This window comes from Oceanobacillus oncorhynchi, from assembly GCF_000821065.1.
Taxonomy (GTDB): Bacteria; Bacillota; Bacilli; order Bacillales; family Amphibacillaceae; genus Oceanobacillus; species Oceanobacillus oncorhynchi.
The window spans coordinates 4,132,177-4,154,812 of record NZ_CDGG01000001.1; the positions used below are offsets into that span (position 1 = coordinate 4,132,177).

A 22,636-nucleotide genomic window follows, 5' to 3' on the forward strand; every position below is an offset into this window, starting at 1 on the left:
ATTCACAGTTAATTTTAGTTTATCCGTATTTAATGATATCATAAATAATTAGAAATAGAATACAAAATGAATACAGCGGACGATTTTTAACCACTTGAGCGGTCTTTTTTACCACCGATTGAGAGAAATAGAGCCACTTTCTGCTGAGGCAAGAGCCATTAATAATACAACAGCTTTTTAAATAACAATAATAAGAACCATAGCAAAGCTGCTTACCGTTGACTGTAACACCCGATTTTTAGTATTTGATGGAAGAGGTCTGGATTCATAGCATACTATCAAGTTAACAAAAGAGGGGCTCTACAAGGTCTCATCTTTGTTAGCTTAATGACTATTGGGTCTAGGCCTCGCCAACAGATCTTAGAATTGATTTCCTTTGGTACGCTATTGATAGGGATAGAGTCGTAAAAGGCTTATTTTTTCACTACCTTCTATAAATTTCGCTTTCAATCACAAAAAGAAACAAAGCCAAGAGTGATGAATTCGGAATAACCACCTTACTTGATAAATAATAGGGCACACCTTCAAGGAATCAATCTACTAATTTGTTAAATATTAGTTTACAATCAAAAAACACCAGTTCACACTAGTGGTCAGCTTGTAGAGAAAATACCATACTTTCTCTACAAGCTTTTTTATATGGTTTTAAAAAAACAAGAGAAAAACAAGATATATCACGGAAATAAACTCCCATCTATCTACCCTTGCTTGGATAGGCAGATGGCAATTCTTCTCTATTCGGACAAGTATAACTATCTCGGTCTTCATCATAACGAAATTTCCACTTCGGAAATAATCCTTTCGTTGGGTGATAGCGACGGTGAGCGATGCCACCAAATATATTCCGATCAGCTAACCCCTTACAGATTGGATTCGTTAAATACTCCGAGTCTAAAGCTACTGCTTCCACGATAAAATCAAACCGTTTGATCTGCCGGTCTAACCGTTCCAAATAAGGAACCGAATCATGTACATTTCTCGGAGTGACATAGGCGTCTGTAATAATATTATATTTCATATCTGTGGTTCGATGATCTAAGTAACAGAACATTTCTTGTTTGTGGTCTCGGGACATAAAACCACTTTCCGGATCTGTTTTACTTTTTCGAATGGTTTTGACTTGTTTCACTTCCTCTCTATCTTTTAGGGACTTTTTCCCATTCTGTTTCCAATCCTCTTGAATGGCCTGGTTTAGTTCTTCTATGTAGCCTCGTGTTTCCACTTCGACTTCTTTCCGGCTAAATTTATGTTTATTGGCATTCGCTTTCAAATGAGAGGAATCCGTAAAAAGGACTCTTCCTCCAACCATACGGTGATTGATTGCCTGGAGAACAATTTCATCAAAAATTTCTTGAAAAATCTCCGTATCTTTAAAACGAGTTCGACGATTCCAGCTGATGGTAGAATGATGGGGAACTGGATCGGTCAGTTTTAAACCTAGAAACCAGCGGTAAGCATTATTTGTTTGAATTTCTTTTTCAAATTGGCGTTCCGAACAAATGCCAAAAAAATACCCAACAAACATCATTTTGAATAAAATAAGGGAATCTAGAGTAGGACGACCATTATCTTCACAATAATAAGGTTTTACTTTTCAATAATAAAAGAGGAATCAATGTATTTATCTATTTTTCGTAATAAATAGTCTTGGGGAACTAAGTCTTCTAAGCAAACAAATTCCATTTCGTTTTGCGTGCGTTTTCTCGTGTGAAACAAGCTCATCACCGTCTTTGTTTGGTACTTCTATTATACCAAATAATTACGGCCTATTGGACATAAAAATAGACTGTCGAAGGTTTCTCAACAGCCTATTTTTACTGGGTTTTGTCCCAGCCTCTTTTCAAAAATCATAATAAAATACCGACTGTATTTTATTAATTCTCAAGGATAAACGTAAATTCATTATCTTTTTTATCCTCTGAAACAGTAAATTCTTCATATTGAGTTGTATAGTCACTTATAACAAGAGCAGCTTCATAAGTCTCTCCTTCTGCTAATTCCATTTCAGTCCTACCATTAACATCAGTAGGTTTTGGTTTTACACCTATATCTGGAGAAGGCTCGCTTGTTTGTACAATAGTTATAGTAAAATTTTCTACTGGTGACTGATCCTTATTTAAAATAATAAAAACTACTCCTGACTGTAAATTAGCCTCGTTTGAGGATTCTTCTTGTTGACAACCAAATAAGACTAGAAAAAAAATAGTTAGACAGCTTAACAAACGAATCAATTACTCATTACTCCAATATTGAATATTATCAAATACATCTTGTGTTATACGTGTTCCTCTATTTAAAGGGGGATTAGTTCCACCTACTCCATAAGCATGGATGGCTATTGCAGTATGACCAGTATCTGAATAATTTCTGTGAACAGGTGATCCGCTTTGACAACCATATGTGTCTGCATCATATCCTAATTGTCTGTCAGTCACAGAAAGAATAGTTCCAGAATCTGTCCACATAGTACCATTTGGTTTGTCACAAGGATATCCAGTAACATTAAAAGTTAGCCCAGATGGATTTGATTCTGCATTTGTAGTTCTATATCCAAACCATCCAGTATCGTTTCCTGGAGCTCCTGCTAGTTTAATAGCTCCATAGTCATATTCTGAGTTTTGATCTGCTCTCCACCCAGTAACTGTATACAACGTTTCAAATCCATAGCTACCATATGGGGCTGCATTTTCATTTCTGCCGGGTAAAGAGGTCACTTCTTCAGCCCAGCCTCCTTTTCCATGGTCATAAACACAATGTCCCGCAGTTATAACAGTATCCTCATTTACTAAAAAACCTGAACAACCAATTAAATTATTTGGCTCATTTGGGAATTGTATTACTAAACTTACAACAGCTCTATTAGGAAAAGCAGTAGTATTAGTTATACGAGTTCTTTGATCGGGACCTATAATACTATAATTATCGTAAGTTCCTTCAGTAACATCAGATAAATCATCCTCAATCAATGTATGCGAGGTATTGCCTGTCCCTTCAGACGGTAAGGATACATTATTTTCAGAATCCCTTTGTATTATAGGTGCGACATTTTGATTTTTTTCTTCCGATTCTCCATCGTACGATATCGACTCATTCATCTTAATTTCTTCTTTAGCCAAACTATCACTTGATTCTGCTGCTAATACATTTCCCGTAAAGAACAGTAACAACAAAAACGTCAGAAAAAACAACATTCCTACTTTTTTCATTTTAATCATCCTTTACTTTTTTGTATGCGGCATAGCATCTACAAGACTAAGAAAAAAATATCACTCCTTTAATACAAATTACAAGGAAATTAATCCTTTCTTCCTTATATGTTATCATTCTTTATTTGGAAACGCTATCAGTAATGTTTAAATATAGAAAAAATCTCTAGAGATTCATCTTAAAAAAGGATTTTTTTGTTTTTAACTCAACTTTCGCACACTGAAATAGACATGTAACCCTTGATATAGTTAAGTAAACCTGCCACTCATTACTGTACTTGATTTTTGATTAATTTTTGTATTGCTTTATTGATATGCTGGATGGCATCATCAAGAGTCTCGATTAATTTCTGTAAAGCAACAGCCCAATCCAGTTCATCAATTCATCACACAATTCATAAAATAGACCGCCGAGTGTTCGATCATCCGTGTTACAACGGTTTTGCCAAGAAAGCACGATATACCTTGTAAATACAATCGTGGTATGACTGATAAAGGCATCATAAGAACGGCTTTGGAACTCTTTTTGTAGGTTCAAAATCGATTTGGTTGTCTTGAAAAAGACTCCCCAGTGCATCCATAGATACGAATAATTTCTTGATTGCTAAAAGTACAATCTGTACTCAAAATAGCGAGCCAGTCGCTCTTTTATTACGATTACGCACAAATTCGACTTTGACAGGCACACCATTGGCTTATGTGGTGTGAATGGAACGAAGAATGCTTTTCTTGCCGAATGCCGATTTTGCCAGACGATAAACTTCTTATAAACTGACATGTTTGCCATCTACCAGATAACGTTGTTTTAAATTTTTAACCATACCAATCACATCAATACCCTGTTCTTTGATGTCTTTGATCAGAGGGTGGTAGAGTAAACCAGAAATCCATCAACACATAAGAGGGATCTATCCCGGCATTCATGGCACGCTGAAGCATACCCAGAATTTGTTCCGGTGCAGTTTGTAAGCCTTCCTGACGGCGTTTATATCCGGAACTGCGCTTATCGATATCTTTAGAAACACCGTTGACTTGATGCTTTTTCGATTTTAATAAAGAGAAGGCTGCAAGCATAAAAATTACGCCATCGGACCAACCCAAAGTCACATGCGGAATCCTTTATAAAACCCCATCTTTTGAGAAGCATAATCAAAACACCGGGCTAATAATTCTACTTTTTTGCTTCTATTCCCGGTCATAAGAGGAATCATCGATGATAAATACTTTAGGACGATGATGGCATACTTTCGAGATGACAGAAGAAGCCAAGCAGGAAACGTCGCCAGTTAAAAGTAGACTTGTTTAAAAAGCGATAAACCGTATCTTTCGTCGGAAGATCTGCGAACTTCTTACTATCCAGCATACGAAAACAATTTTTATGTTCAAAGATAAGGCGAAAGATTAATTGAAAAATAAACGCACTGGGAAAGCCAAAAGTGCTTGAAAGCCAGTATTTATCTCTTTTTATTTCTCATATATTCCTTCTTGATTCCCTTATTATGAAGTAATATATGATTGACGCAGTCAGTCCTTTAGTTCACATCAGATAGTTAAATCTTCAATTATCCCTTTACCTCATCCTTTTTAACAAGGGTAAAGAAAACAATAGAGCCCATGAGCGTGGTGGTAAATATGATTGCCCCCATCGGAACAGCTGATGCCTCATTAATACCTGCAAGCGGTGAAAAAATAGAACCAAGTAGTAATGGAAGCATCCCTAAAACGGCGCTGGCGCTTCCTGCGCGATGATCCTGCTTGGACATCCCCAATGTAAAGGTGCTTGTCAATATCATTCCCATTGTAATCATATAAATAAATATGAATAAAACAATCAATGCTAAAGGTCCTTCGATAATGGTCATGATAAGCAATAAGGTTGTGACTGTAAGTGCAGTGATAACCGCTGCTTGAAGCATTGTTTTTTCTGCTATAATCCCGCTGAAGCGTCCAATGAGAAAGCTGCCTGTGATAATTGCCAGTCCATTGATACCGAATAATACACTAAACACTTGCGGGGAGACCCCATAGATATCCTGATAAACAAATGGCGTTCCAGATACATAAGCAAAGCTTCCCCCGTGGATAAAACCAACGACCAGGGCATAGCCGATAAAAGAACGGTCTTTCAGCAGACTGCCCATTGTTTTTAACGAAGCTCCTGCTGAGCTTGGAATACGCTTATGCGGCGGCAGCGTCTCTTTAAGCTTTATTGCCACAATGGTAACGGTGAGCAGTCCGACCGCGCTTAAAAAGAAAAAGATACTCTTCCAGCTGGTCGAATCAAATGACAGAATAAAACCGCCTATCATCGGAGCGATCATGGGAGCAATCGCATTAATAACCATCAATAACGAAAAAAACTTCGTAAGTGCCTGTCCGCTGAACACATCACGTACAACTGCGCGGGAGAGAACGACTCCTGCAGAGGCAGTCAGGCCTTGTAAAAAACGCATGGCAATCAATAAGATGATATTTGGAGCAAAAGCACATAGTATAGAGGCTACCGCAAACAGGCTCGTAGCAATCAACAATGGCTTCCTTCTGCCCTGAGCGTCACTGATGGGGCCGGCAAATAATTGCCCAATCGCCAGACCTAGCAGACACGCTGTTAAACTCGCCTGTACGAGTGTAGCGCTTGTGTCTAAATCTCGCGCAATCTCAGGAAAACTAGGTAAATACATATCGATATTAAGCGGCCCTAAAAAAGCAAGCAGACCAAGAAGCAATGCTAATCCTAATCGGGCTGCTCCCGTAGGATTATGCTCTATCGATTTTTCTCTTTCAAAATTCAATCATTCTCACTCCTAACAGCGTCATGGCAAATGACTTTAAACAGTAAAATTTTATATTTTCCTGGTGCGCCTGTCAAATCTTTCAAACACAATAGTTGATTTATTAAATGAACGCATGGTTGCAAAGTATATCAAGTGAGTATGTCATGATTAGATGATAAACTAACAGTATATGCAAGTCTATCAAAAACAATGGGGGTTTACCAATGATAAAGGCAATTGCAGTGGATATGGACGGAACTTTTTTAGACTCCAGCAGTAATTATGACCGGAAAAGATTTGACGGTATTTTTCAGCAGCTTCAAGAAAATGAGATAAAATTTATTGTTGCAAGCGGAGATCAATACGCCCAATTAACATCTTTTTTCAAAGGAAAAGAAGATAACATTTATTTTGTAGCGGAAAATGGAGCGATTATCTATGACTCTCCTAAACTGGAAACAATCGACAGCTTTCCTAATGAATTTGTTCAAAAAGCGGTTGACTATTTAATACACAGCATAGATAAAGCAGCGTTTATTTTATGTGGATTACACAGTGCATATATTTTAAAAAGCGCTGACAACGATTTTAAAAAATTTGCCAAGCATTATTATCACCAATTAAAAGAAGTGGAACATTTTGATTCTTTGCCGGATGATACGTTTGTTAAATTTGCTTTAAATGTAGAAGTCAATCAAACCAGTCACATCGTTTATCAATTAAATCAAGCCTTTCAAGGAGAGATGCAGGCGGTTTCCAGCGGCCATGGCAGTATCGATATGATTATTCCCGGAGTAAACAAAGGAAACGGATTAAACATATTATTAGACAGATGGAATATCTCCCCACATGAATTGCTCGCCTTTGGAGATGCCAATAATGACTTAGAGATGCTGGCTTTAACAGAACACAGTTATGCAATGGAAACCTGCAGCCCGGAAGTGCAAAAGACCGCTAAACATAGAGCTCCTTCCAATGATGAATCCGGCGTCCTGCAAATAATAGAAGCTTATCTGAATTGACATATCGCCGGGCTTAAAATTATGGATATATAAGAAAAAAGGTAAAACAACCGAAAAGAGGCTGGTTTACCTTTTAATTCTTATTCCTTAATTCTTCCATATGATAAGAAATACTGGCAAGCGCATATAACGCCGCCGTTTCGGTACGCAATATCCGCTTTCCAAGCCGGATTTGCTGGAAGCCGGCACCTTTCAAACTAGCAGCTTCTTCTGCAGAGATACCACCCTCTGGACCTATTACCAGCAGAATGCGGTCATGATCAGACAGGTTATCCAATACAGATGCAAAAGCAGAAGTATTTCCTTCCGCTCCCTTCGCCTCTTCTTCATATGCAAACAGCTTTACATGATAGGTTTCACTTTCTTTTATCAATGTTTTTAACTGCATCACCTGTAACAGCTCAGGAATCTGGTTGCGATGACTCTGCTCGCTGGCTTCCTTTATGATTTTACCGAAACGTTTTGCTTTTTTATGAAACTTTTGTTCATCCCATTTAGCAACAGAACGATCCGCTGCAAAGGGAATAAATTTCGCTGCACCGAGCTCTGTTCCTTTTTGGAGTATCCATTCAAATTTATCACCCTTAGGAATTCCTTGTGCAATACTTACTTCCACTGGCAATTCAACAGATTCATCCAACCAGCTTTCGATGACTGCCTGCACTTCTGTTTCATGTATTTCTTCAATCTTACAAAGCGCTGATTTTCCGTCATCCGTATTGCAAATAATCTCATCGCCGGGCTTATTTCTCATCACCCTGGCGATATGGTGCACGTCTTCTCCAGTAATTTTGATTGTCTGATCTTCTACTTGTTCTTTCGAAATAAAATAGCGCTGCATCAGCCATCACCTGCTTTTATTCTGGTTTCTTGGCAACAATGGAAACCCAATCTTCCAATTCACTGACAGAGATAATCTCAAAACCAGCTTCTGTCAGACGATCACGGACAAATTGTTTCTTCTTCTGAATAATTCCTGAAGTGATAAAATGACCACCAGGTCGAAGGTTTTTATAAGCATCTTCTACAAATCGGACGATAATTTCAGCAAGGATGTTGGAGACAATGACATCAGCCTGACTGTCTACCCCATCAAGTAAATTATTTTGTTTCGCCGTCACTTGATTTTGAAGATGATTTAGTTTCACATTCAAATTGGTGCTTTTAACAGCTATATCGTCCAAATCAAAAGCCTGTACAGATTCAGCGCCTAATTTAATCGAAGCAATGCTTAAGACGCCTGAACCACAGCCCACATCAATAATCTTATCATCAGGCTGCACATACGCTTCTAAACCTTGAATACTTAATATGGTTGTAGGATGGGTCCCTGTTCCAAAAGCCATCCCCGGATCCAGTTCAATAATTAATTCATCCGTAGAGACCGGCTGATAATCCTCCCAAGTTGGAGTGATTGTAATCCGATTGGATATTTTAACCGGTTTATAGTACTTTTTCCAGGCACTCGCCCATTCTTCTTCATGAACCTCACTTAGGCTTACTTCGTTTTTCCCTAAATCAATATCGTAAAGCAGTAATTGGTTGATTGCCTGTTTGATTTCTTCAACCGTTTCACCTAAAAAGCTGTTCATCGGCAGATACGCCTTGATACGGACACCCTCATCCGGATAATCTTCGGGATCAAGCTCCACAATTTCTCCAAAGCCTTCCCCTTCAAAATGCTTTAAATCTAATGGATCTTCAATAACTAACCCGCTCGCACCTGTTTCATGCAAAATATTTGAAATAGGCTCCACTGCTTCATTTGTCGTAAGAATTGTAATCTCTGACCATTTCATGTTGTACACCGCCGTTCTTTTGAAATATCTATAAGCCAAAAGCGCAAAGCGCCCGTTTAAAAACGTAGAGATTGCGCCCCGAACTTTGGGGTGGTTCGACCTTGGTCGAACTTCCATTACTTAAAGAGATAAAGGAAACACGGTGAGGTGACGAACCGATGTTGACTTTCACCCACAGGGCATAAGTGCGACTACGGCTCTGACTGCGCCTGTCGGCTTGTCAATCACCTAGTCTTCTTTATCGTAGGGCGCGACGTGAAATCTCCTAGTTTTTGGCGCTTGGAGCTGGACGTGGCTATTCCTGAATAAAAATAAGTTCATCCAAAAATTTATATTTAATTATACCAAGAAACAGAGATGCCTCCAGCCTGCTTATCTGAAAATATCATCAAAACTACAAGCTGGAGGACTACTCTGATTAGTCTCCTTTGAACGCTTTACGAAAACGCTGGAAAATATTATCCTCTTGTTCATCGGTGGATTCATTTCCGCCTAATTCATTAAATTGACGCAGTAAATCTTTTTGTTTATCTGACAGATTTGTCGGCGTCATTACTTTTACTTTAATGTGCTGGTCGCCCTGGCCTCTGCCATGAACATTTGGCGCCCCTTTTCCTTTTAAGCGGAAGGTTTTCCCTGCTTGAGTGCCGGCAGGAATTCGTAATTTAACCTTCCCATGGACCGTAGGCACTTCAATTTCATCGCCTAAAGCCGCTTGTGCAAAGGTAAGTGGCAGTTCACAGAAAATATGGTCACCTTCGCGGACAAAGAAATCATGTTTACGAACACGAATAACAACAAATAAATCCCCTGCTGGACCGCCGTTTTTCCCAGGGTCTCCTTTGCCGGCTACACGGATTTGCTGTCCTTCATCGATACCGGCTGGAATATCAATATGAATTTTTTTCTTTCTATTAACTGTTCCAGCACCGCCACAGGTCTCACATTTTTCAGGAATGATTTTCCCTGTACCATTACAGTAATGACACACGCGGCGATTGACAACACGGCCAAATGGCGTATTTTGTTCTTGATTTAATTGACCCGAGCCGTGACAATGGGAGCATGTGTCTACTTTTGTTCCCGGTTTGGCTCCTGAACCATGACACGTATCACATTCTTCTTCTTTTGGAACTTCAATATCGGTTTCTTTTCCAAAAATCGCTTCTTCAAAATCAAGAATCAGCGTATATTGTAAATCGTCGCCCTGCTGTGGCGCATTCGGATCACGTGAACGTCCGCCGCCACCGAAAAACATATCAAAAATATCACTGAAACCACCGAAGTCTTGAGCTCCGCCACCGCCGCCAAAGCCTCCGAAGCCTTGACCCTGTGCGCCTGCATGCCCAAATTGATCATATTGTGCTTTTTTCTGATCGTCACTTAATACTTCGTAAGCTTCTTTTGCTTCTTTAAATTTTTCTGCTGCGCCCTCTTCTTTATTTACATCCGGATGATATTTACGAGCCAGTTTCCGGTAGCTCTTCTTTATCTCATCTTTTGAGGCGCCCTTATCCACACCTAAGACATCATAATAATCTCGTTTTGCCAAATTATTCACTCCCGATACTCTGATTGCATAAGTTTAATCATATCATCATTCATTTGTCTATGGCAACAATGAATATCAGCTTCAAACTAATTTACCTGTAAGCACTATCTTGCTTCTATCCTGTCTGTAAAAAAGCCAAAGCCAAGAGAATCCTGACTTTGACTTTTATTCAGCAGTTATTCATTATTTATTTTCTTTATCGTCATCATCGACTTCTGTATAATCTGCATCAACAACATCGTCACCTTGCTGACCTTCTGCATTTTCTGCTCCTTGTGCTTCTTGAGCTTCTTGTTGTACCTGCTCATAAAGCTTAGCAGAAAGCTGCTGTACTTTTTCTTCCAAAGCTTCTTTTTTCGCTTTAATTTGTTCTTGGTCATTAGACTCTAAAGCTTCTTTCAATTCATCTCTTGCAGCTTCTGCCTGTTGTTTATCTTCAGCAGAAACCTTATCGCCTAAATCTTTCAATGTTTTATCTGTTGTGAATACAAGCTGATCTGCCTGGTTGCGAAGCTCTACTTCTTCACGGCGTGCTTTATCCGCATCCGCGTTTTCTTCTGCTTCTTTGACCATGCGATCTACTTCATCATCAGATAAACCGGAAGAAGACTTGATCGTAATTGATTGTTCTTTATTTGTACCTAAATCTTTCGCTCTAACATTAACAATACCATTCGCATCAATATCAAAGGATACTTCGATTTGAGGCATTCCGCGCGGTGCAGGCGGGATATCTGTTAATTGGAAACGGCCAAGCGTTTTGTTATCTGCCGCCATTTCACGCTCACCTTGAAGTACATGGATATCTACTGCAGTTTGGTTATCTGCTGCTGTAGAGAATGTTTGAGATGCACTTGTCGGAATAGTTGTATTACGTTCAATCAGTTTTGTAAACACAGCGCCCATTGTTTCAATACCTAAAGAAAGTGGTGTTACGTCAAGTAATAATACGTCTTTCACGTCTCCTTGAAGGACACCGCCTTGGATTGCTGCACCAAGTGCTACAACTTCATCCGGGTTTACGCCTTTAGAAGGATCTTGACCTAATTCTTTCTTGATTGCTTCCTGTACAGCTGGAATACGTGTAGAACCGCCGACTAAGATAACTTTATGAATATCCTTGTTCGACAAGCCTGCATCAGAAAGCGCACGGCGAGTCGGTTTCATTGTACGTTCTACTAAATCAGATGATAACTCATCGAATTTCGCACGTGATAATGTCATTTCTAAGTGTAATGGACCAGCTTCACCTGCTGTAATAAATGGCAGAGAAATTTGTGTCTGTGCAACACCAGATAAATCCTTCTTCGCTTTCTCTGCAGCATCTTTCAAGCGCTGTACAGCCATTTTATCTTTAGAAAGATCAATGCCATTTTCTTTTCTGAATTCTTCTACCATATGCTTGATAATGACTTCATCAAAGTCATCTCCGCCAAGACGATTGTCTCCGGCTGTTGCAACAACTTCGAATGTGCCATCGCCAATGTCAAGGATAGATACATCAAAGGTACCGCCGCCAAGGTCATATACAAGAATCGTTTGATCTTGATCATCTTTATCAATACCATAGGCAAGCGCTGCAGCTGTTGGTTCGTTGATAATACGTTCTACTTCAAGACCAGCAATTTTACCAGCATCTTTTGTTGCTTGACGTTCTGCGTCATTAAAGTAAGCAGGAACCGTAATTACTGCTTTATCTACACTTTCGCCAATATAATCTTCTGCATAGGATTTAATATGCTGCAGAATAATCGCTGAAATTTCTTGCGGTGTATAGTCTTTATCGCCAATCGTTACTTTATAGTCAGTACCGATATGACGTTTGATAGATTGAACTGTATCCGGGTTGGTAATTGCTTGACGTTTTGCAACCTCCCCAACTTGTCTTTCTCCATTTTTAAAGGATACAACAGATGGTGTTGTACGATTTCCTTCCGGGTTAGGGATAACGACTGCTTCGCCACCCTCCATCACTGATACGCATGAGTTTGTTGTTCCTAAGTCGATTCCGATAATTTTACTCATTCTTTATTTCCTCCTTCAATACTTCTGCGACACTTTTTTTAATTATTTGTTTACTTTTACCATTGCAGGGCGGATAACCCGATCTTTTAAGAGATATCCTTTTTGCAGCTCTTCCACTACTTTATTTGCTTCTACAGAATCATCTTCAATCTGCATTACTGCATGGTGCACATTCGGGTCAAAGTCAGCACCTTCTGTTTCAATAACTGAAACACCCTGTGACGTAAATACATCCTTTAATTGACGATACACCATATCAATTCCTTCCAGGATGCTCTTATTTTCTTCAGATACTTCTACTTGCAGCGCGCGTTCGAAATTATCCATCACAGGAAGCAATTCCTGAACCATATCCTGTGCTTTGTATTTACGATCTGCTTCGCGCTCTTTTAATGTACGTCGTTTATAATTATCAAACTCTGCCTGCAAACGAAGCATGCGGCCTTCCAGTTCTTCTTTTTCATTTTTCAGTGCTTCTATTTGAGCTTCTGACGCATCATTTTCTTCTGCAGTTTCTGCATCTGTACCTGCTTCTTCAGCTGTCTCTTCTACAATTTCCTGTTCTTCTTGCATTGCTTCTTCTTTTTTTTCATTCTCTGACATCTACTCAGGCACCTCTTTTCTAATTTCCAATTAAAAACTATACCATAGAAGATATAGTTAGAAAACTAAAATCCTTGTTTTCCTTATGATTTATCACTATACCATTTCCCCATTGCACCAGTCATTTCCTTTGAAATGATTTCCATTAAGGATAATACTTTTTTATATTCCATTCTCGTAGGACCAAGCAGTGCAATGGTACCCATCTGGCCGCCGCCAATGTGATAAGAAGCAGTAATTAAACTCAAGTCTTTAATCTCTTCCACTTCATTTTCATGGCCAATAGAAACTTTAATACCTTGATTGGAGTTTTTCAAGAGATTTACAATTTCATCCTCACGCTCCATCAGGGAGTAAAACGAACGAATTCGATCCACATCATTAAATTCCGGCTGCATTAAAATATTGGCTTTCCCGCCAAAATAAAGCTTAACTGCCTGCTCTTGCGTGAAGAGCGTGCGAATCCAATTGATAGAAGAATCAACTCCATTCATATATTTCATCATCAAGGAAGCTACTTCATTTTGAATCACCTCGGGAATTCGATAAAGCGGAACGCCCTGAAGACGGTCATTTAAAATATTGACGAGCTTTTCGATATCAGATGATGAAACTCCTTTTGGCAATGTAAAGGAACGGTGCTCTACATGCCCTGTGTTTGTTACCAAAATCGCTACTGCTGATTGATCGGATAGTGCTAATACCTGAATCTGCTTTACGGTTGCTTCAAACATTTCCGGTCCAAGAATGATAGACGTATAATTGGTCAGTTTAGAAAGGGCTTCTGCTGCCGTCTGCACAATCTGTTCAAACTCATATATCCCGTTATTTGTTAATCTTTCAATGATACCCAGTCCATGCTGATGGATTTCAGGACCAATTAAATGATCAACATAATAACGATATCCTTTTTCTGAAGGCACGCGTCCAGAAGATGTATGCGTCTTTTCTAAAAACCCCGATTCTTCTAAATCCGCCATCTCGTTTCGAATGGTTGCGGCACTGTACGGCAGGGTATCTTTTTTAGATAATGCCCTGGAGCCGACCGGTTTAGCAGATTCTATAAAATCATCAATAATCACCTGCAATATCATAAGTTGCCTATCTGTTAACATGATGATCACCTCTGTTAGCACTCTCATCTTTTGAGTGCTAAATCTATAATAAAATTATCAAATTCAATTTCTTTTGTCAAACCGTTTGGCTTTTTACTTCCTTTATTTTTTGTTCAAAGTTCTCCAATAATAAAAATTGCTGAAAAACCCTGTCCCCGAGAAGCATTCCTCTATTTGTCAATACATAGCTTCCATCATGGTAAGTTACTAATTTATCGTTTGTTAACTGAAGTAACTCTTCCTGATATAATTTATCCAGCGATAGTCCATATCTTTCCCTGAATGCTTCTGTATTAATTCCTTCTGCTTTTCGGAGCTGCAGAAATAATTCTTCTTCAATCTGATCCTGCAGGGTTATTTCCTCAAAATGTTCGACTGCTGATCCGCTGCGGCTAATTTCCTTCATATAAGTCCCCAGCGGTTTATAATTTGCCGTCCGCTTTCCCGGTAAATAACCATGAGCCCCTGCTCCGAAACCAAAATAATAATCATTATTCCAATAGGTTAAATTATGCTTACTCTCAAACCCCGGCTTGGCAAAATTACTTATTTCATATTGATAGACGCCCTGCTTTTTCATATTTTCCTGAAGCAGCTGATACATTTCTACTTCATCATCCTCTGGTGGCTGGTGCAGGGCTCCTTTTCTCCGTTTATGATAAAACACGGTCTTCGGTTCAATTTGCAGCGCATAGGTTGAATAATGCGGCAGACCGAATTGCAGTGCTTCCTTTAAAGTTTTTTCAAAGTGGGCAACGGTTTGATCCGGGAGAGCATAAATTAAATCCAGGCTAATATTAGAGAAATTTGACTGTGTAAGAATATCAACTGTTGTATAAACATCCTTCACTCGATGCATGCGCCCGATTTTTTCAAGCATCTCATCATCCATTACCTGAACTCCAAAAGAAATTCGATTTACACCATAACCGTGAAGTAATTTTGCTTTATCCGTATCAATATCCCCCGGATTGATTTCGATTGTAAATTCTTCGCAGGAGGAGAGGTCAAACTTTTCATTTAAAAACTGAAAAAGCTTCTGCAATTGCTCCATCGACAAAGCAGTTGGTGTTCCTCCGCCCATATAAATCGTCCGAAAGACATTTTTCCTTCCTGGGATAGCTGTGTCTATTTCTTTTATTAAAGCATCTATAAAGGCATCTGCCTTCGTCTCCATGTAAAAGTATTTTACAAAATTACAGTAATGGCAGATCTGCTTGCAAAAAGGAATATGAATATATACTGACTGAACTTGCATCGATTGAACTTCCTTCCTTTGTTAAAAAAACAGATAAGATAACTCTTTCTTGTTTTCCTCTTCAGAAACACCAGTTGTTATTTCTGAAGTTATTTTATAATACTTTATGTCCTCTCGCAATGTAAACGAAAAATCGGCCTGTGACCTCCTAATTCAAAGGCAAGAACATCGCTTAGTCATTAAAACACGATATTCTTGCCAATCAGCAAGTCTTCTTTAAAGGAGATGAGCTCGGATCGGGGCCCATGGAAAGCGTAGTATTTTTCCGCAGCGGCTATTTACAGCTATTTTTATAAGCATTCTTATTCTTTAAAAAATCCCGCAACCGGCAGAAAACACGGTAACGGGATTAATTAATAGCGACAATAGATTATTTCAGCAGTTAATCCTCATCCATCTTCAGGACTGCCATAAACGCTTCCTGAGGAACTTCTACAGAACCTACCATCTTCATACGCTTTTTACCTTCTTTTTGCTTTTCAAGAAGCTTTCTTTTTCGGGAAATATCTCCGCCGTAAAGCTTTGCTGTTACATCCTTACGTACCGCTTTGATATTAGAACGGGCTACAATTTTGTTACCGATTGCTGCTTGAATCGGCACTTCAAATTGCTGTCTTGGAATTAGTGTCTTCAGCTTTTCAACAATCTGCTTTCCGCGTTCATACGCAAAGTCACGGTGGACAACAAGCGATAACGCATCAATTGAATCGCCATTAAGCAATATATCCATTTTCACAAGACGGGAAGGCTGGTAGCCGATCAGCTCATAATCAAATGAAGCATATCCCTTTGTCTGTGATTTTAACTGGTCAAAGAAGTCATATACAATCTCCGAAAGCGGAATATGATAGACTACATTTACACGAATATCATCTAAATATTGCATATCTACAAAATTCCCGCGTTTCTTTTGGGCAATTTCCATCACTGCTCCGACGTAATCGTTCGGAACCATAATTGTAGCTTCTACGTATGGCTCACGTACTTCCTCAATTACTTGTGGATCTGGCATTTCAGAAGGGTTATCAACCGAAAATACATCACCATTCGTCAGCTCAACTTCAAAAATAACACTTGGAGCAGTCGTAATTAAACTGATACCAAATTCTCTTTCAATACGCTCTTGGACAATTTCCATGTGGAGCAGTCCCAGGAATCCGCAGCGGTAGCCGAAACCAAGCGCCTGGGAAGTCTCTGCTTCGTATTGCAGGGAAGAATCATTCAGTTCTAAACGTTCTAACGCTTCTCTTAAATCATTGTAATCATTAGAATCTACCGGATATAGTCCGCAGAATACCATTGGATTCAGACGGCGGTAACCAGGCAGCGCTGTATCCGCTGGTCGATCAGCCAACGTAATCGTATCTCCGACCCTTGAATCACCGACATTTTTAATCGATGCAGTTAAATAACCAACATCCCCGACCGTCAACTCTTTTTTGGCAAGCTGCTTCGGTGTAAATACCCCGACTTCATTCACTTCAAATTCTTTTCCGGTAGCCATCATCTTAATTTTGTCTCCGACTTTCACAGAGCCTTCCTTCACACAAACATAAGCGATAACCCCGCGGTAAGTATCATAAAGCGAGTCAAAGATTAACGCTTTTAACGGGTCCTCAGCCTCTCCAGGGGGCTCTGGAACAACCTCTGCTATACGCTCCAGAATTTCCTCAATCCCTATATTTGCTTTGGCAGAAGCTAGAATTGCTTCATCGCCGTCGATCCCTAACACATCTTCCAGCTCTTTTTTCACTTTTTCCGTATCAGCACTCGGCAAATCAATTTTATTAATTACCGGAATGATTTCTAAATCATTTTCCATCGCTAAATAAACGTTTGCCAAGGTCTGCGCTTCAATCCCCTGTGCTGCGTCTACGACAAGAATCGCTCCTTCACAGGCTGCCAAGCTTCTGGATACCTCATAAGTAAAATCAACATGGCCTGGCGTATCGATTAAATGAAAAATAAATTCTTCGCCAGCCTGGTTTGTATATTTTAATTGTACTGCATTCAGTTTAATGGTTATTCCGCGTTCACGCTCTAAATCCATTCCGTCCAGCAGCTGGTCTTTCATTTCACGTTTTGTCACGGTTTCTGTATTTTCAAGAATACGATCAGCTAATGTAGACTTCCCATGATCGATATGGGCAATAATCGAAAAGTTTCTGACCTTTCTTTTTTTATTCGTCATTTCACGCACACTCCTAAGTTTTTCCTGTAGCCCCTATTTTTCTTCCCATAACAAAAGGCGTCAATTACTAGCATTGATTATAGCAATTGACGCCTTGAGATTCAATGATTAACTTAGGTGTTGATTAAAAAAACAACTCTCCTATTCCATACATGATGGATACAATTACTTCAAATAATTGTTTGACGATGCCTCCCATAGTAGCTGCTGTACGGTTGGTCAACGAATAATTTCCACCTTCAAGTACATCTGTTTCTGCAACAATAATCTCTTCCTGTTCCTCTCTATCTTGCGCTTCATCCTCTATTACTTCAACTGCAGGAGTGTCGGAGGATACCGTTTGTTCAGCCGGCTCATTCTTCTGCATTCCAAATACGAGTCCGCTCAGAAAAAAGATGACGAGCAATAATAATATAATAATATTTCGCATCAAATCGCTCCTTACATAAGAATATTCACATACTTATTCATCAGACTGAACGGCTTCGGCATCCCAATAATAGTCGCTGAATACTTCTGCTAAGGCATCAGCAGAACGATACAGCTCATCCATCGTGTTATCTACACCGCCAAATTCAATCAACAATGCATTTTCTGCCATATCCTGATTGTAAACGCCATTCCCGCTTGATCCGTCCTTTTGGAACACTCCCCGGCTTAAACCCGGATATTCTTCTTCCATCAATCCATGCAGCTCTGTTGCTACTTTCAGATTCCTTTCATAATCCGGATGCCCGGTGCCGATAACAAATAAAATCTTTGCATAATCTTCGCCTTCAATCGTTTGTGTCGTCTTGTCTCTGCGAAGGGCGTCTCTATGAAGGTCAAACATGTATTGAATCTCCTGATTGCCGGCCACTGCTTCCGCAACAATATCCCGAGAGACTTCGTAGGATTGATGATATCCCATGCCTCTTTCATTCAGGAGCTCCCCGAAATCTGTATTATCTACTTGTGTGCCAATTCCTTTCCTTTTAAGACCTTCTGCTAAACGATCACTGACATTTGTGATATTAATCTCCCCATGCATGGCGCTATTGGGGTCTGTTTCATCTGGCAAATGCGGTAAAAACGACTCTCTGTTGTGGGTATTATAAATAAACACAACATCTCTGTCTCCAGTTGTTTGCTTGCTTTCCGTTTCCTCTGTTTCTTCTGCATCTCCTGTCTCCTCCTCATCTTCACCTGTCAGCACCGCTTCCCTTTCCCTTAATACTTCCTCTAAAGGCGGATTGGACTCAATCGGAAAGTGAGTAAAATCATTTTCACTTGCCATTAATAATTGATTGTCAAATATCGAAAAACCTGGAATTTCATTACCAAAAAAGCTCCTGGGATCTGTTGGTTTCACATTAGACGTAAGCTCAAGAAACACACCAGATAATTGAGGTATTTCTGCTTCCCCTTCCGGAAAACTCTGCTTATAAGCACGATTTTCCATTGTAATCAAATGATAAAAAATCGCACTATCCATTTCCTTCGTCCAATTCGATAACGTATCTGATGAAAATCGATAGGCAGGCTGGACTGCCGTTAATATACTTATTAAAAGAAATATACTGACAAAAAATATAATATAAAGCCCGCTTCGTCGAGAAAAGGTTTGTACCATTTTGCTCCAGTTATTTTTTTTCATAAAAATACACGATGCCACCTTTCTCTAATAACTCTATAGTCCAACCTATGAGTAAACTAGAGAAAGTAGAACCGTGTAAAAAGAAAAAATAGACTTGATAGAGGATGTTAAAGCTTCATACGGCTACCTGGAATAGCTTGAAAAATTATCAATCGTTACTGTCTCATGTAATGCAGCGTTCAGCCCATTTGCTATCACTTCAGCCATATCAATCATAAAGCCGTCTACCTCTTTAGGCGTAACCATTAAATTATGACCAATCGGCGTTAATACTTCCATTATCAGCTGTCTTTTTTCTTCTTCCGACAGGCCGCCAACAATGCCGAACAGCTTTTCACGCTGTGCTTTATCAGGCAAGTCCTCATCTGTTAACTGCTTCGAGCCGAAATTCATACCAGCAGGAGTTAAGGATTTAGATGGATCATCTCTTTCATTCCATTCTCTACCGAAGTGTTTCAATAAGTAATCAATGGTATCGCTTGTAATAGTAACTGCATCCACCACCGTTGGCACGCCAATAGCAATCACAGGTATACCGAGTGTCTGACGGCTTATTTCTTTTCGTTTATTGCCAACCCCTGAACCTGGATGTATACCTGTATCCGATAATTGAATGGTTTCATTCACTCTGCTGATAGATCTCGATGCTAGCGCGTCAATGGCAATAACGAAATCAGGCTGGTATTTTTCGATAATCCCAAAAATCACATCGCTGGTTTCTATACCTGTCACTCCCATCACACCCGGTGTAATCGCAGCTACTTCGCTATATCCTTCTGCCACAGATTCCGGCTGAAGACGAAATAAATGACTGGTTACCAGCACTTTCTCTACCGTCATCGGACCCAAAGCATCCGGTGTTACATTCCAATTACCTAACCCCACAATCAGACAAGAGGCCTGATCAGGCAAGTCTTGCTTTCTCATTAATTCCTCCAGCTCTTTTGCTAAAATCTTCGCTGCTTGATGCTGTTTCTCTGTATCTTGCTTTTTGACACCGTCAGTATGAATGGTGACATAGTTCCCCGGCTTCTTCCCAATTTGTTCAGCGCCTGCCTCATCAATCGTCACATAGGAAATATTTATATCCTTTATCGTGCTTTCTTTAAATGTGACACCCGCAACTTCCTTCTGTTTATTGTCTTGCTTTTCCGTATACATATCCTTTGCTTCTACAGCTAAGTCTGTTCTTACTTGAAAATGATCCTCTCTATTTTTCATTACACCGCACCCCTTTGTTCAATATGCTTTATTCTGATAAAATAAAATTCCATTATCTAAAAATAAAGCTTTCCTTCTACACTTTATTTTTAGATGGAAATTTCACCGGATAAACTCCTGTTTTCAAACATTCTTAGCATGCACGCCTGGAATAAATTCATACCAATTTATTGATTAAGCAACAATTCTATTGAAAAGATTAGGTAGCTTTGGTAAAATACTCTTGTCGTACTGTGAATATAGACAATTGATGAAAGCATACAAAAGGGCATGTTCAGAAGCAATTCAGCTTGAACAACCTCTAAAACATGTTTTTTAAAATCGTATACTTTTTAGGAGGTGAATAAACATGGCAAATATTAAATCTGCAATCAAACGTGTAGAAGTTAACCAAAAGAAACGGGCTAATAACGTTTCCCAGCTTTCTGCAATGCGTACGGAGATTAAACGTGTAGAAAAATTTGTAGAAGCAAACGATGTGGAAAATGCAAAAGCAGCATTCCAATCTGCGAACAAGCAAATTGATAAAGCGGCTCAAAAAGGAATTATCCACAAAAACGCTGCTAGCCGTCAAAAATCTCGTTTAGCAAAAAAAGTTAACGCATCATAATAAATAAAAGGTGAAGTAAGTACGGACAATTGCCGTAAATACTTCACCTTTTATTATGTTTTTGAAACGCAGCTCACTATACTAAATCCATCAACAGTAATTCAAATGCCAGCCCTTTTTCCATCAGTCCCTGCTTCATTTTGGCATCCGTTTCTGCAAGCTGGCAAAGGATGTAAGACAGACGCTCTTCGGGCAGTTTAGCTTCTCTGGCCATTGCTACTTTAATAACATATGGATGTGCGCCAATATGCTTCTGAATTTGGAATTGAGAATACCCCTTCTTTTTCAGCTGCTTCACTCTTAAAATCATACGAAATTGGTAAGCAAGCAGTCCAATCATCGCAATTGGATCCTCGTTCATTTTCTCTAAATCCTGATAAATTTGAATTGCTTCCTGAATACTTCCTTTCATAACTGCATCGACAAGTGCGATAGACGTAGTGGTCGGGGTATGTGACACTAACTGCTGTGCAATATCTTTTGTAACAACCCCATTTTCTCCAACATAAAGAGCCAGCTTTTCCATCTCGCTTTGCAGGAGCTGGATATTATTAGAGACCTCTGCTTCCAATATTTCCATCGCCTCTTGTTCAATTTCTATCTCATATGACTTCATCAGACTTTGAATCCAATTTCTTGCATCTTTTTCTTTTACTTGTTGACAATCCACGGGGGACGCCAGTTTCTTTAATTGTTTTGTTACTTTTTTACGCTCATCTAATTTTTCATAAGGCGCTATAACCAATAACACCGAATACTCAGGAGGATTTTGCAGATACTCCTGTAAATACGTTAAATCATGTTCAAACGGTGTTTTATCGGGTTTTGTTTTCACAAAAGAAGCATTGGCGGCAAATATTAATTTGCGTTCACCGAAAAATGGAAATGTTTCTGCATCTGCTAATACTTCCTGTATGGAGGTTTCTTCTAAATCATAAAGGGATAAATTAGTCTTATCTCCGTCTAAAACTGTTTTTACTAACCGGTCTTTTAATTGTTCCAGAAAAAAGGATTCTGTTCCAAAAGCAAAGTAAACCGGATGAATCTGATTAGTTTTTATTTTTTTTATTTGGTCCATCATGCATTTTACGCTTCCCATCTAGACATTATTTCGATACTGAGCATGTGAATGTTCCATGGATAAACTCGTCTCTTTTTATCCTATAAGGAAGCAGACATAAACGCAACAAAAAAATAAAGGAAGAACCGCAAAACTTTTGCATCCTTCCTTTATGAAGCATCTATATTAAACGCCTTAAAATAAGCTCTAGAAACAAATTTTAAGAACGATATTTGCTTATATATAATTTGCGCTTCTGTGCAAAAACTATAGATGTCAACTGTTGCTAAAATTGGCTGTTACCATATAGAAGAAGGAATCATGTAAAGAATGTAGATTTTTTTATGTGGATGATTTATACTATAATAGTGAGCAGAGGAGGGGTATATCTTGAACGAATTCGAAAAAGATCCGCAGTACAAAGGCAGCGATGTTGTAGACTCCATTAAAGGATTTACCTTTTCATTTCTCTTTTTCTTTATCATTTTTGCGGTGGGCGTTACCATCAGCGTAATTGGTCAATAATAAAAGAGATAGAGGGTCAAAAAGAAGGGATGCTATCTC

Annotated in this window: 18 protein-coding genes and 2 pseudogenes; 3 read left to right on the forward strand and 17 right to left on the reverse strand. The window is 39.2% G+C overall.

Annotated elements, in window-relative coordinates:
- Nucleotides 1-721: 721 nt before the first annotated feature.
- The 5 genes and pseudogenes from BN997_RS19795 to BN997_RS19815 all read right to left on the reverse strand — a co-directional run.
- Nucleotides 722-1,722, reverse strand: a pseudogene (locus BN997_RS19795) (IS1182 family transposase); the annotation flags it as partial.
- A 152-nt stretch (nucleotides 1,723-1,874) separates the two neighbouring features.
- Nucleotides 1,875-2,231 carry a DUF2606 family protein gene (locus BN997_RS19800; protein WP_042534840.1) on the reverse strand — a complete coding sequence of 119 codons (357 nt, stop codon included), beginning with the start codon at nucleotides 2,229-2,231 and terminating at the stop codon, nucleotides 1,875-1,877.
- Complete coding sequence (locus BN997_RS19805; RefSeq protein WP_052485093.1) at nucleotides 2,232-3,206, reverse strand: trypsin-like serine peptidase; 975 nt, start codon at nucleotides 3,204-3,206, stop codon at nucleotides 2,232-2,234.
- Between the two features lie 269 nt (nucleotides 3,207-3,475).
- A pseudogene (locus tag BN997_RS19810) lies at nucleotides 3,476-4,653 on the reverse strand (IS4 family transposase); the annotation flags it as partial.
- Between the two features lie 115 nt (nucleotides 4,654-4,768).
- On the reverse strand, nucleotides 4,769-5,974 hold the full coding sequence (locus tag BN997_RS19815; protein ID WP_042536328.1) for a Bcr/CflA family efflux MFS transporter: 1,206 nt from the start codon (nucleotides 5,972-5,974) through the stop codon (nucleotides 4,769-4,771).
- A 230-nt stretch (nucleotides 5,975-6,204) separates the two neighbouring features.
- On the opposite strand from BN997_RS19815, the gene BN997_RS19820 reads away from it, so the two are divergent.
- A complete protein-coding gene (locus tag BN997_RS19820; protein ID WP_042534841.1) occupies nucleotides 6,205-7,002 on the forward strand; it encodes a Cof-type HAD-IIB family hydrolase in 798 nt (265 codons plus the stop codon).
- A gap of 73 nt (nucleotides 7,003-7,075) precedes the next feature.
- On the opposite strand, the gene BN997_RS19825 is transcribed toward BN997_RS19820, so the two are convergent.
- The 11 genes from BN997_RS19825 to gpr all read right to left on the reverse strand — a co-directional run bounded on the left by BN997_RS19825 (nucleotide 7,076) and on the right by gpr (nucleotide 20,402).
- Complete coding sequence (locus tag BN997_RS19825; protein WP_042534843.1) at nucleotides 7,076-7,843, reverse strand: 16S rRNA (uracil(1498)-N(3))-methyltransferase; 768 nt, start codon at nucleotides 7,841-7,843, stop codon at nucleotides 7,076-7,078.
- A gap of 16 nt (nucleotides 7,844-7,859) precedes the next feature.
- Nucleotides 7,860-8,801 carry a 50S ribosomal protein L11 methyltransferase gene (gene prmA / locus BN997_RS19830; RefSeq protein WP_042534844.1) on the reverse strand — a complete coding sequence of 314 codons (942 nt, stop codon included), beginning with the start codon at nucleotides 8,799-8,801 and terminating at the stop codon, nucleotides 7,860-7,862.
- 418 nt (nucleotides 8,802-9,219) lie between these two features.
- Complete coding sequence (gene dnaJ, locus BN997_RS19835) at nucleotides 9,220-10,353, reverse strand: molecular chaperone DnaJ (protein WP_042534846.1); 1,134 nt, start codon at nucleotides 10,351-10,353, stop codon at nucleotides 9,220-9,222.
- Nucleotides 10,354-10,536: 183 nt separating this feature from the next.
- A complete protein-coding gene (dnaK, locus tag BN997_RS19840; protein WP_042534848.1) occupies nucleotides 10,537-12,378 on the reverse strand; it encodes a molecular chaperone DnaK in 1,842 nt (613 codons plus the stop codon).
- A 42-nt stretch (nucleotides 12,379-12,420) separates the two neighbouring features.
- Nucleotides 12,421-12,981: a nucleotide exchange factor GrpE gene (gene grpE, locus BN997_RS19845; RefSeq protein WP_042534850.1), complete on the reverse strand. Its 561-nt coding sequence runs from the start codon at nucleotides 12,979-12,981 to the stop codon at nucleotides 12,421-12,423.
- A gap of 83 nt (nucleotides 12,982-13,064) precedes the next feature.
- Nucleotides 13,065-14,096, reverse strand: a complete 1,032-nt coding sequence (gene hrcA, locus BN997_RS19850) for a heat-inducible transcriptional repressor HrcA (protein ID WP_042534852.1) — start codon at nucleotides 14,094-14,096, stop codon at nucleotides 13,065-13,067.
- 76 nt (nucleotides 14,097-14,172) lie between these two features.
- A complete protein-coding gene (gene hemW / locus BN997_RS19855) occupies nucleotides 14,173-15,354 on the reverse strand; it encodes a radical SAM family heme chaperone HemW (protein WP_042534853.1) in 1,182 nt (393 codons plus the stop codon).
- 382 nt (nucleotides 15,355-15,736) lie between these two features.
- A complete protein-coding gene (gene lepA / locus BN997_RS19860) occupies nucleotides 15,737-17,545 on the reverse strand; it encodes a translation elongation factor 4 (protein ID WP_042534854.1) in 1,809 nt (602 codons plus the stop codon).
- Between the two features lie 124 nt (nucleotides 17,546-17,669).
- Entirely contained in the window at nucleotides 17,670-17,975 is a 306-nt protein-coding gene (locus tag BN997_RS19865) for a hypothetical protein (protein WP_042534855.1), read from the reverse strand.
- A 33-nt stretch (nucleotides 17,976-18,008) separates the two neighbouring features.
- Nucleotides 18,009-19,181, reverse strand: a complete 1,173-nt coding sequence (spoIIP, locus tag BN997_RS19870) for a stage II sporulation protein P (protein WP_042534856.1) — start codon at nucleotides 19,179-19,181, stop codon at nucleotides 18,009-18,011.
- 123 nt (nucleotides 19,182-19,304) lie between these two features.
- Nucleotides 19,305-20,402, reverse strand: a complete 1,098-nt coding sequence (gene gpr, locus BN997_RS19875; protein WP_042534857.1) for a GPR endopeptidase — start codon at nucleotides 20,400-20,402, stop codon at nucleotides 19,305-19,307.
- A 349-nt stretch (nucleotides 20,403-20,751) separates the two neighbouring features.
- Between gpr and rpsT the strand changes: the two genes are divergently transcribed.
- A complete protein-coding gene (gene rpsT, locus BN997_RS19880; RefSeq protein ID WP_042534858.1) occupies nucleotides 20,752-21,012 on the forward strand; it encodes a 30S ribosomal protein S20 in 261 nt (86 codons plus the stop codon).
- 76 nt (nucleotides 21,013-21,088) lie between these two features.
- Here the strand turns inward: rpsT and holA are convergent, their stop codons facing one another.
- Nucleotides 21,089-22,093 (reverse strand): DNA polymerase III subunit delta, encoded by a 1,005-nt coding sequence (gene holA / locus BN997_RS19885; RefSeq protein WP_042534859.1) that lies wholly within the window; start codon nucleotides 22,091-22,093, stop codon nucleotides 21,089-21,091.
- 369 nt (nucleotides 22,094-22,462) lie between these two features.
- Between holA and BN997_RS22790 the strand changes: the two genes are divergently transcribed.
- Complete coding sequence (locus BN997_RS22790) at nucleotides 22,463-22,597, forward strand: YqzM family protein (RefSeq protein WP_040980284.1); 135 nt, start codon at nucleotides 22,463-22,465, stop codon at nucleotides 22,595-22,597.
- Nucleotides 22,598-22,636: the final 39 nt, after the last annotated feature.

Excerpts from the sequence above, each read along its gene's own strand:
- dnaK (WP_042534848.1), bottom strand. The coding sequence starts at position 12,378 with ATGAGTAAAATTATCGGAATCGACTTAGGAACAACAAACTCATGCGTA.
- rpsT (WP_042534858.1), top strand. The coding sequence starts at position 20,752 with ATGGCAAATATTAAATCTGCAATCAAACGTGTAGAAGTTAACCAAAAG.
- BN997_RS19865 (WP_042534855.1), bottom strand. The coding sequence starts at position 17,975 with ATGCGAAATATTATTATATTATTATTGCTCGTCATCTTTTTTCTGAGC.
- gpr (WP_042534857.1), bottom strand. The coding sequence starts at position 20,402 with ATGAAAAATAGAGAGGATCATTTTCAAGTAAGAACAGACTTAGCTGTA.
- spoIIP (WP_042534856.1), bottom strand. The coding sequence starts at position 19,181 with ATGAAAAAAAATAACTGGAGCAAAATGGTACAAACCTTTTCTCGACGA.
- grpE (WP_042534850.1), bottom strand. The coding sequence starts at position 12,981 with ATGTCAGAGAATGAAAAAAAAGAAGAAGCAATGCAAGAAGAACAGGAA.
- lepA (WP_042534854.1), bottom strand. The coding sequence starts at position 17,545 with ATGACGAATAAAAAAAGAAAGGTCAGAAACTTTTCGATTATTGCCCAT.
- BN997_RS19805 (WP_052485093.1), bottom strand. The coding sequence starts at position 3,206 with ATGAAAAAAGTAGGAATGTTGTTTTTTCTGACGTTTTTGTTGTTACTG.
- prmA (WP_042534844.1), bottom strand. The coding sequence starts at position 8,801 with ATGAAATGGTCAGAGATTACAATTCTTACGACAAATGAAGCAGTGGAG.
- holA (WP_042534859.1), bottom strand. The coding sequence starts at position 22,093 with ATGATGGACCAAATAAAAAAAATAAAAACTAATCAGATTCATCCGGTT.
- hrcA (WP_042534852.1), bottom strand. The coding sequence starts at position 14,096 with ATGTTAACAGATAGGCAACTTATGATATTGCAGGTGATTATTGATGAT.
- hemW (WP_042534853.1), bottom strand. The coding sequence starts at position 15,354 with ATGCAAGTTCAGTCAGTATATATTCATATTCCTTTTTGCAAGCAGATC.
- BN997_RS19820 (WP_042534841.1), top strand. The coding sequence starts at position 6,205 with ATGATAAAGGCAATTGCAGTGGATATGGACGGAACTTTTTTAGACTCC.
- BN997_RS19825 (WP_042534843.1), bottom strand. The coding sequence starts at position 7,843 with ATGCAGCGCTATTTTATTTCGAAAGAACAAGTAGAAGATCAGACAATC.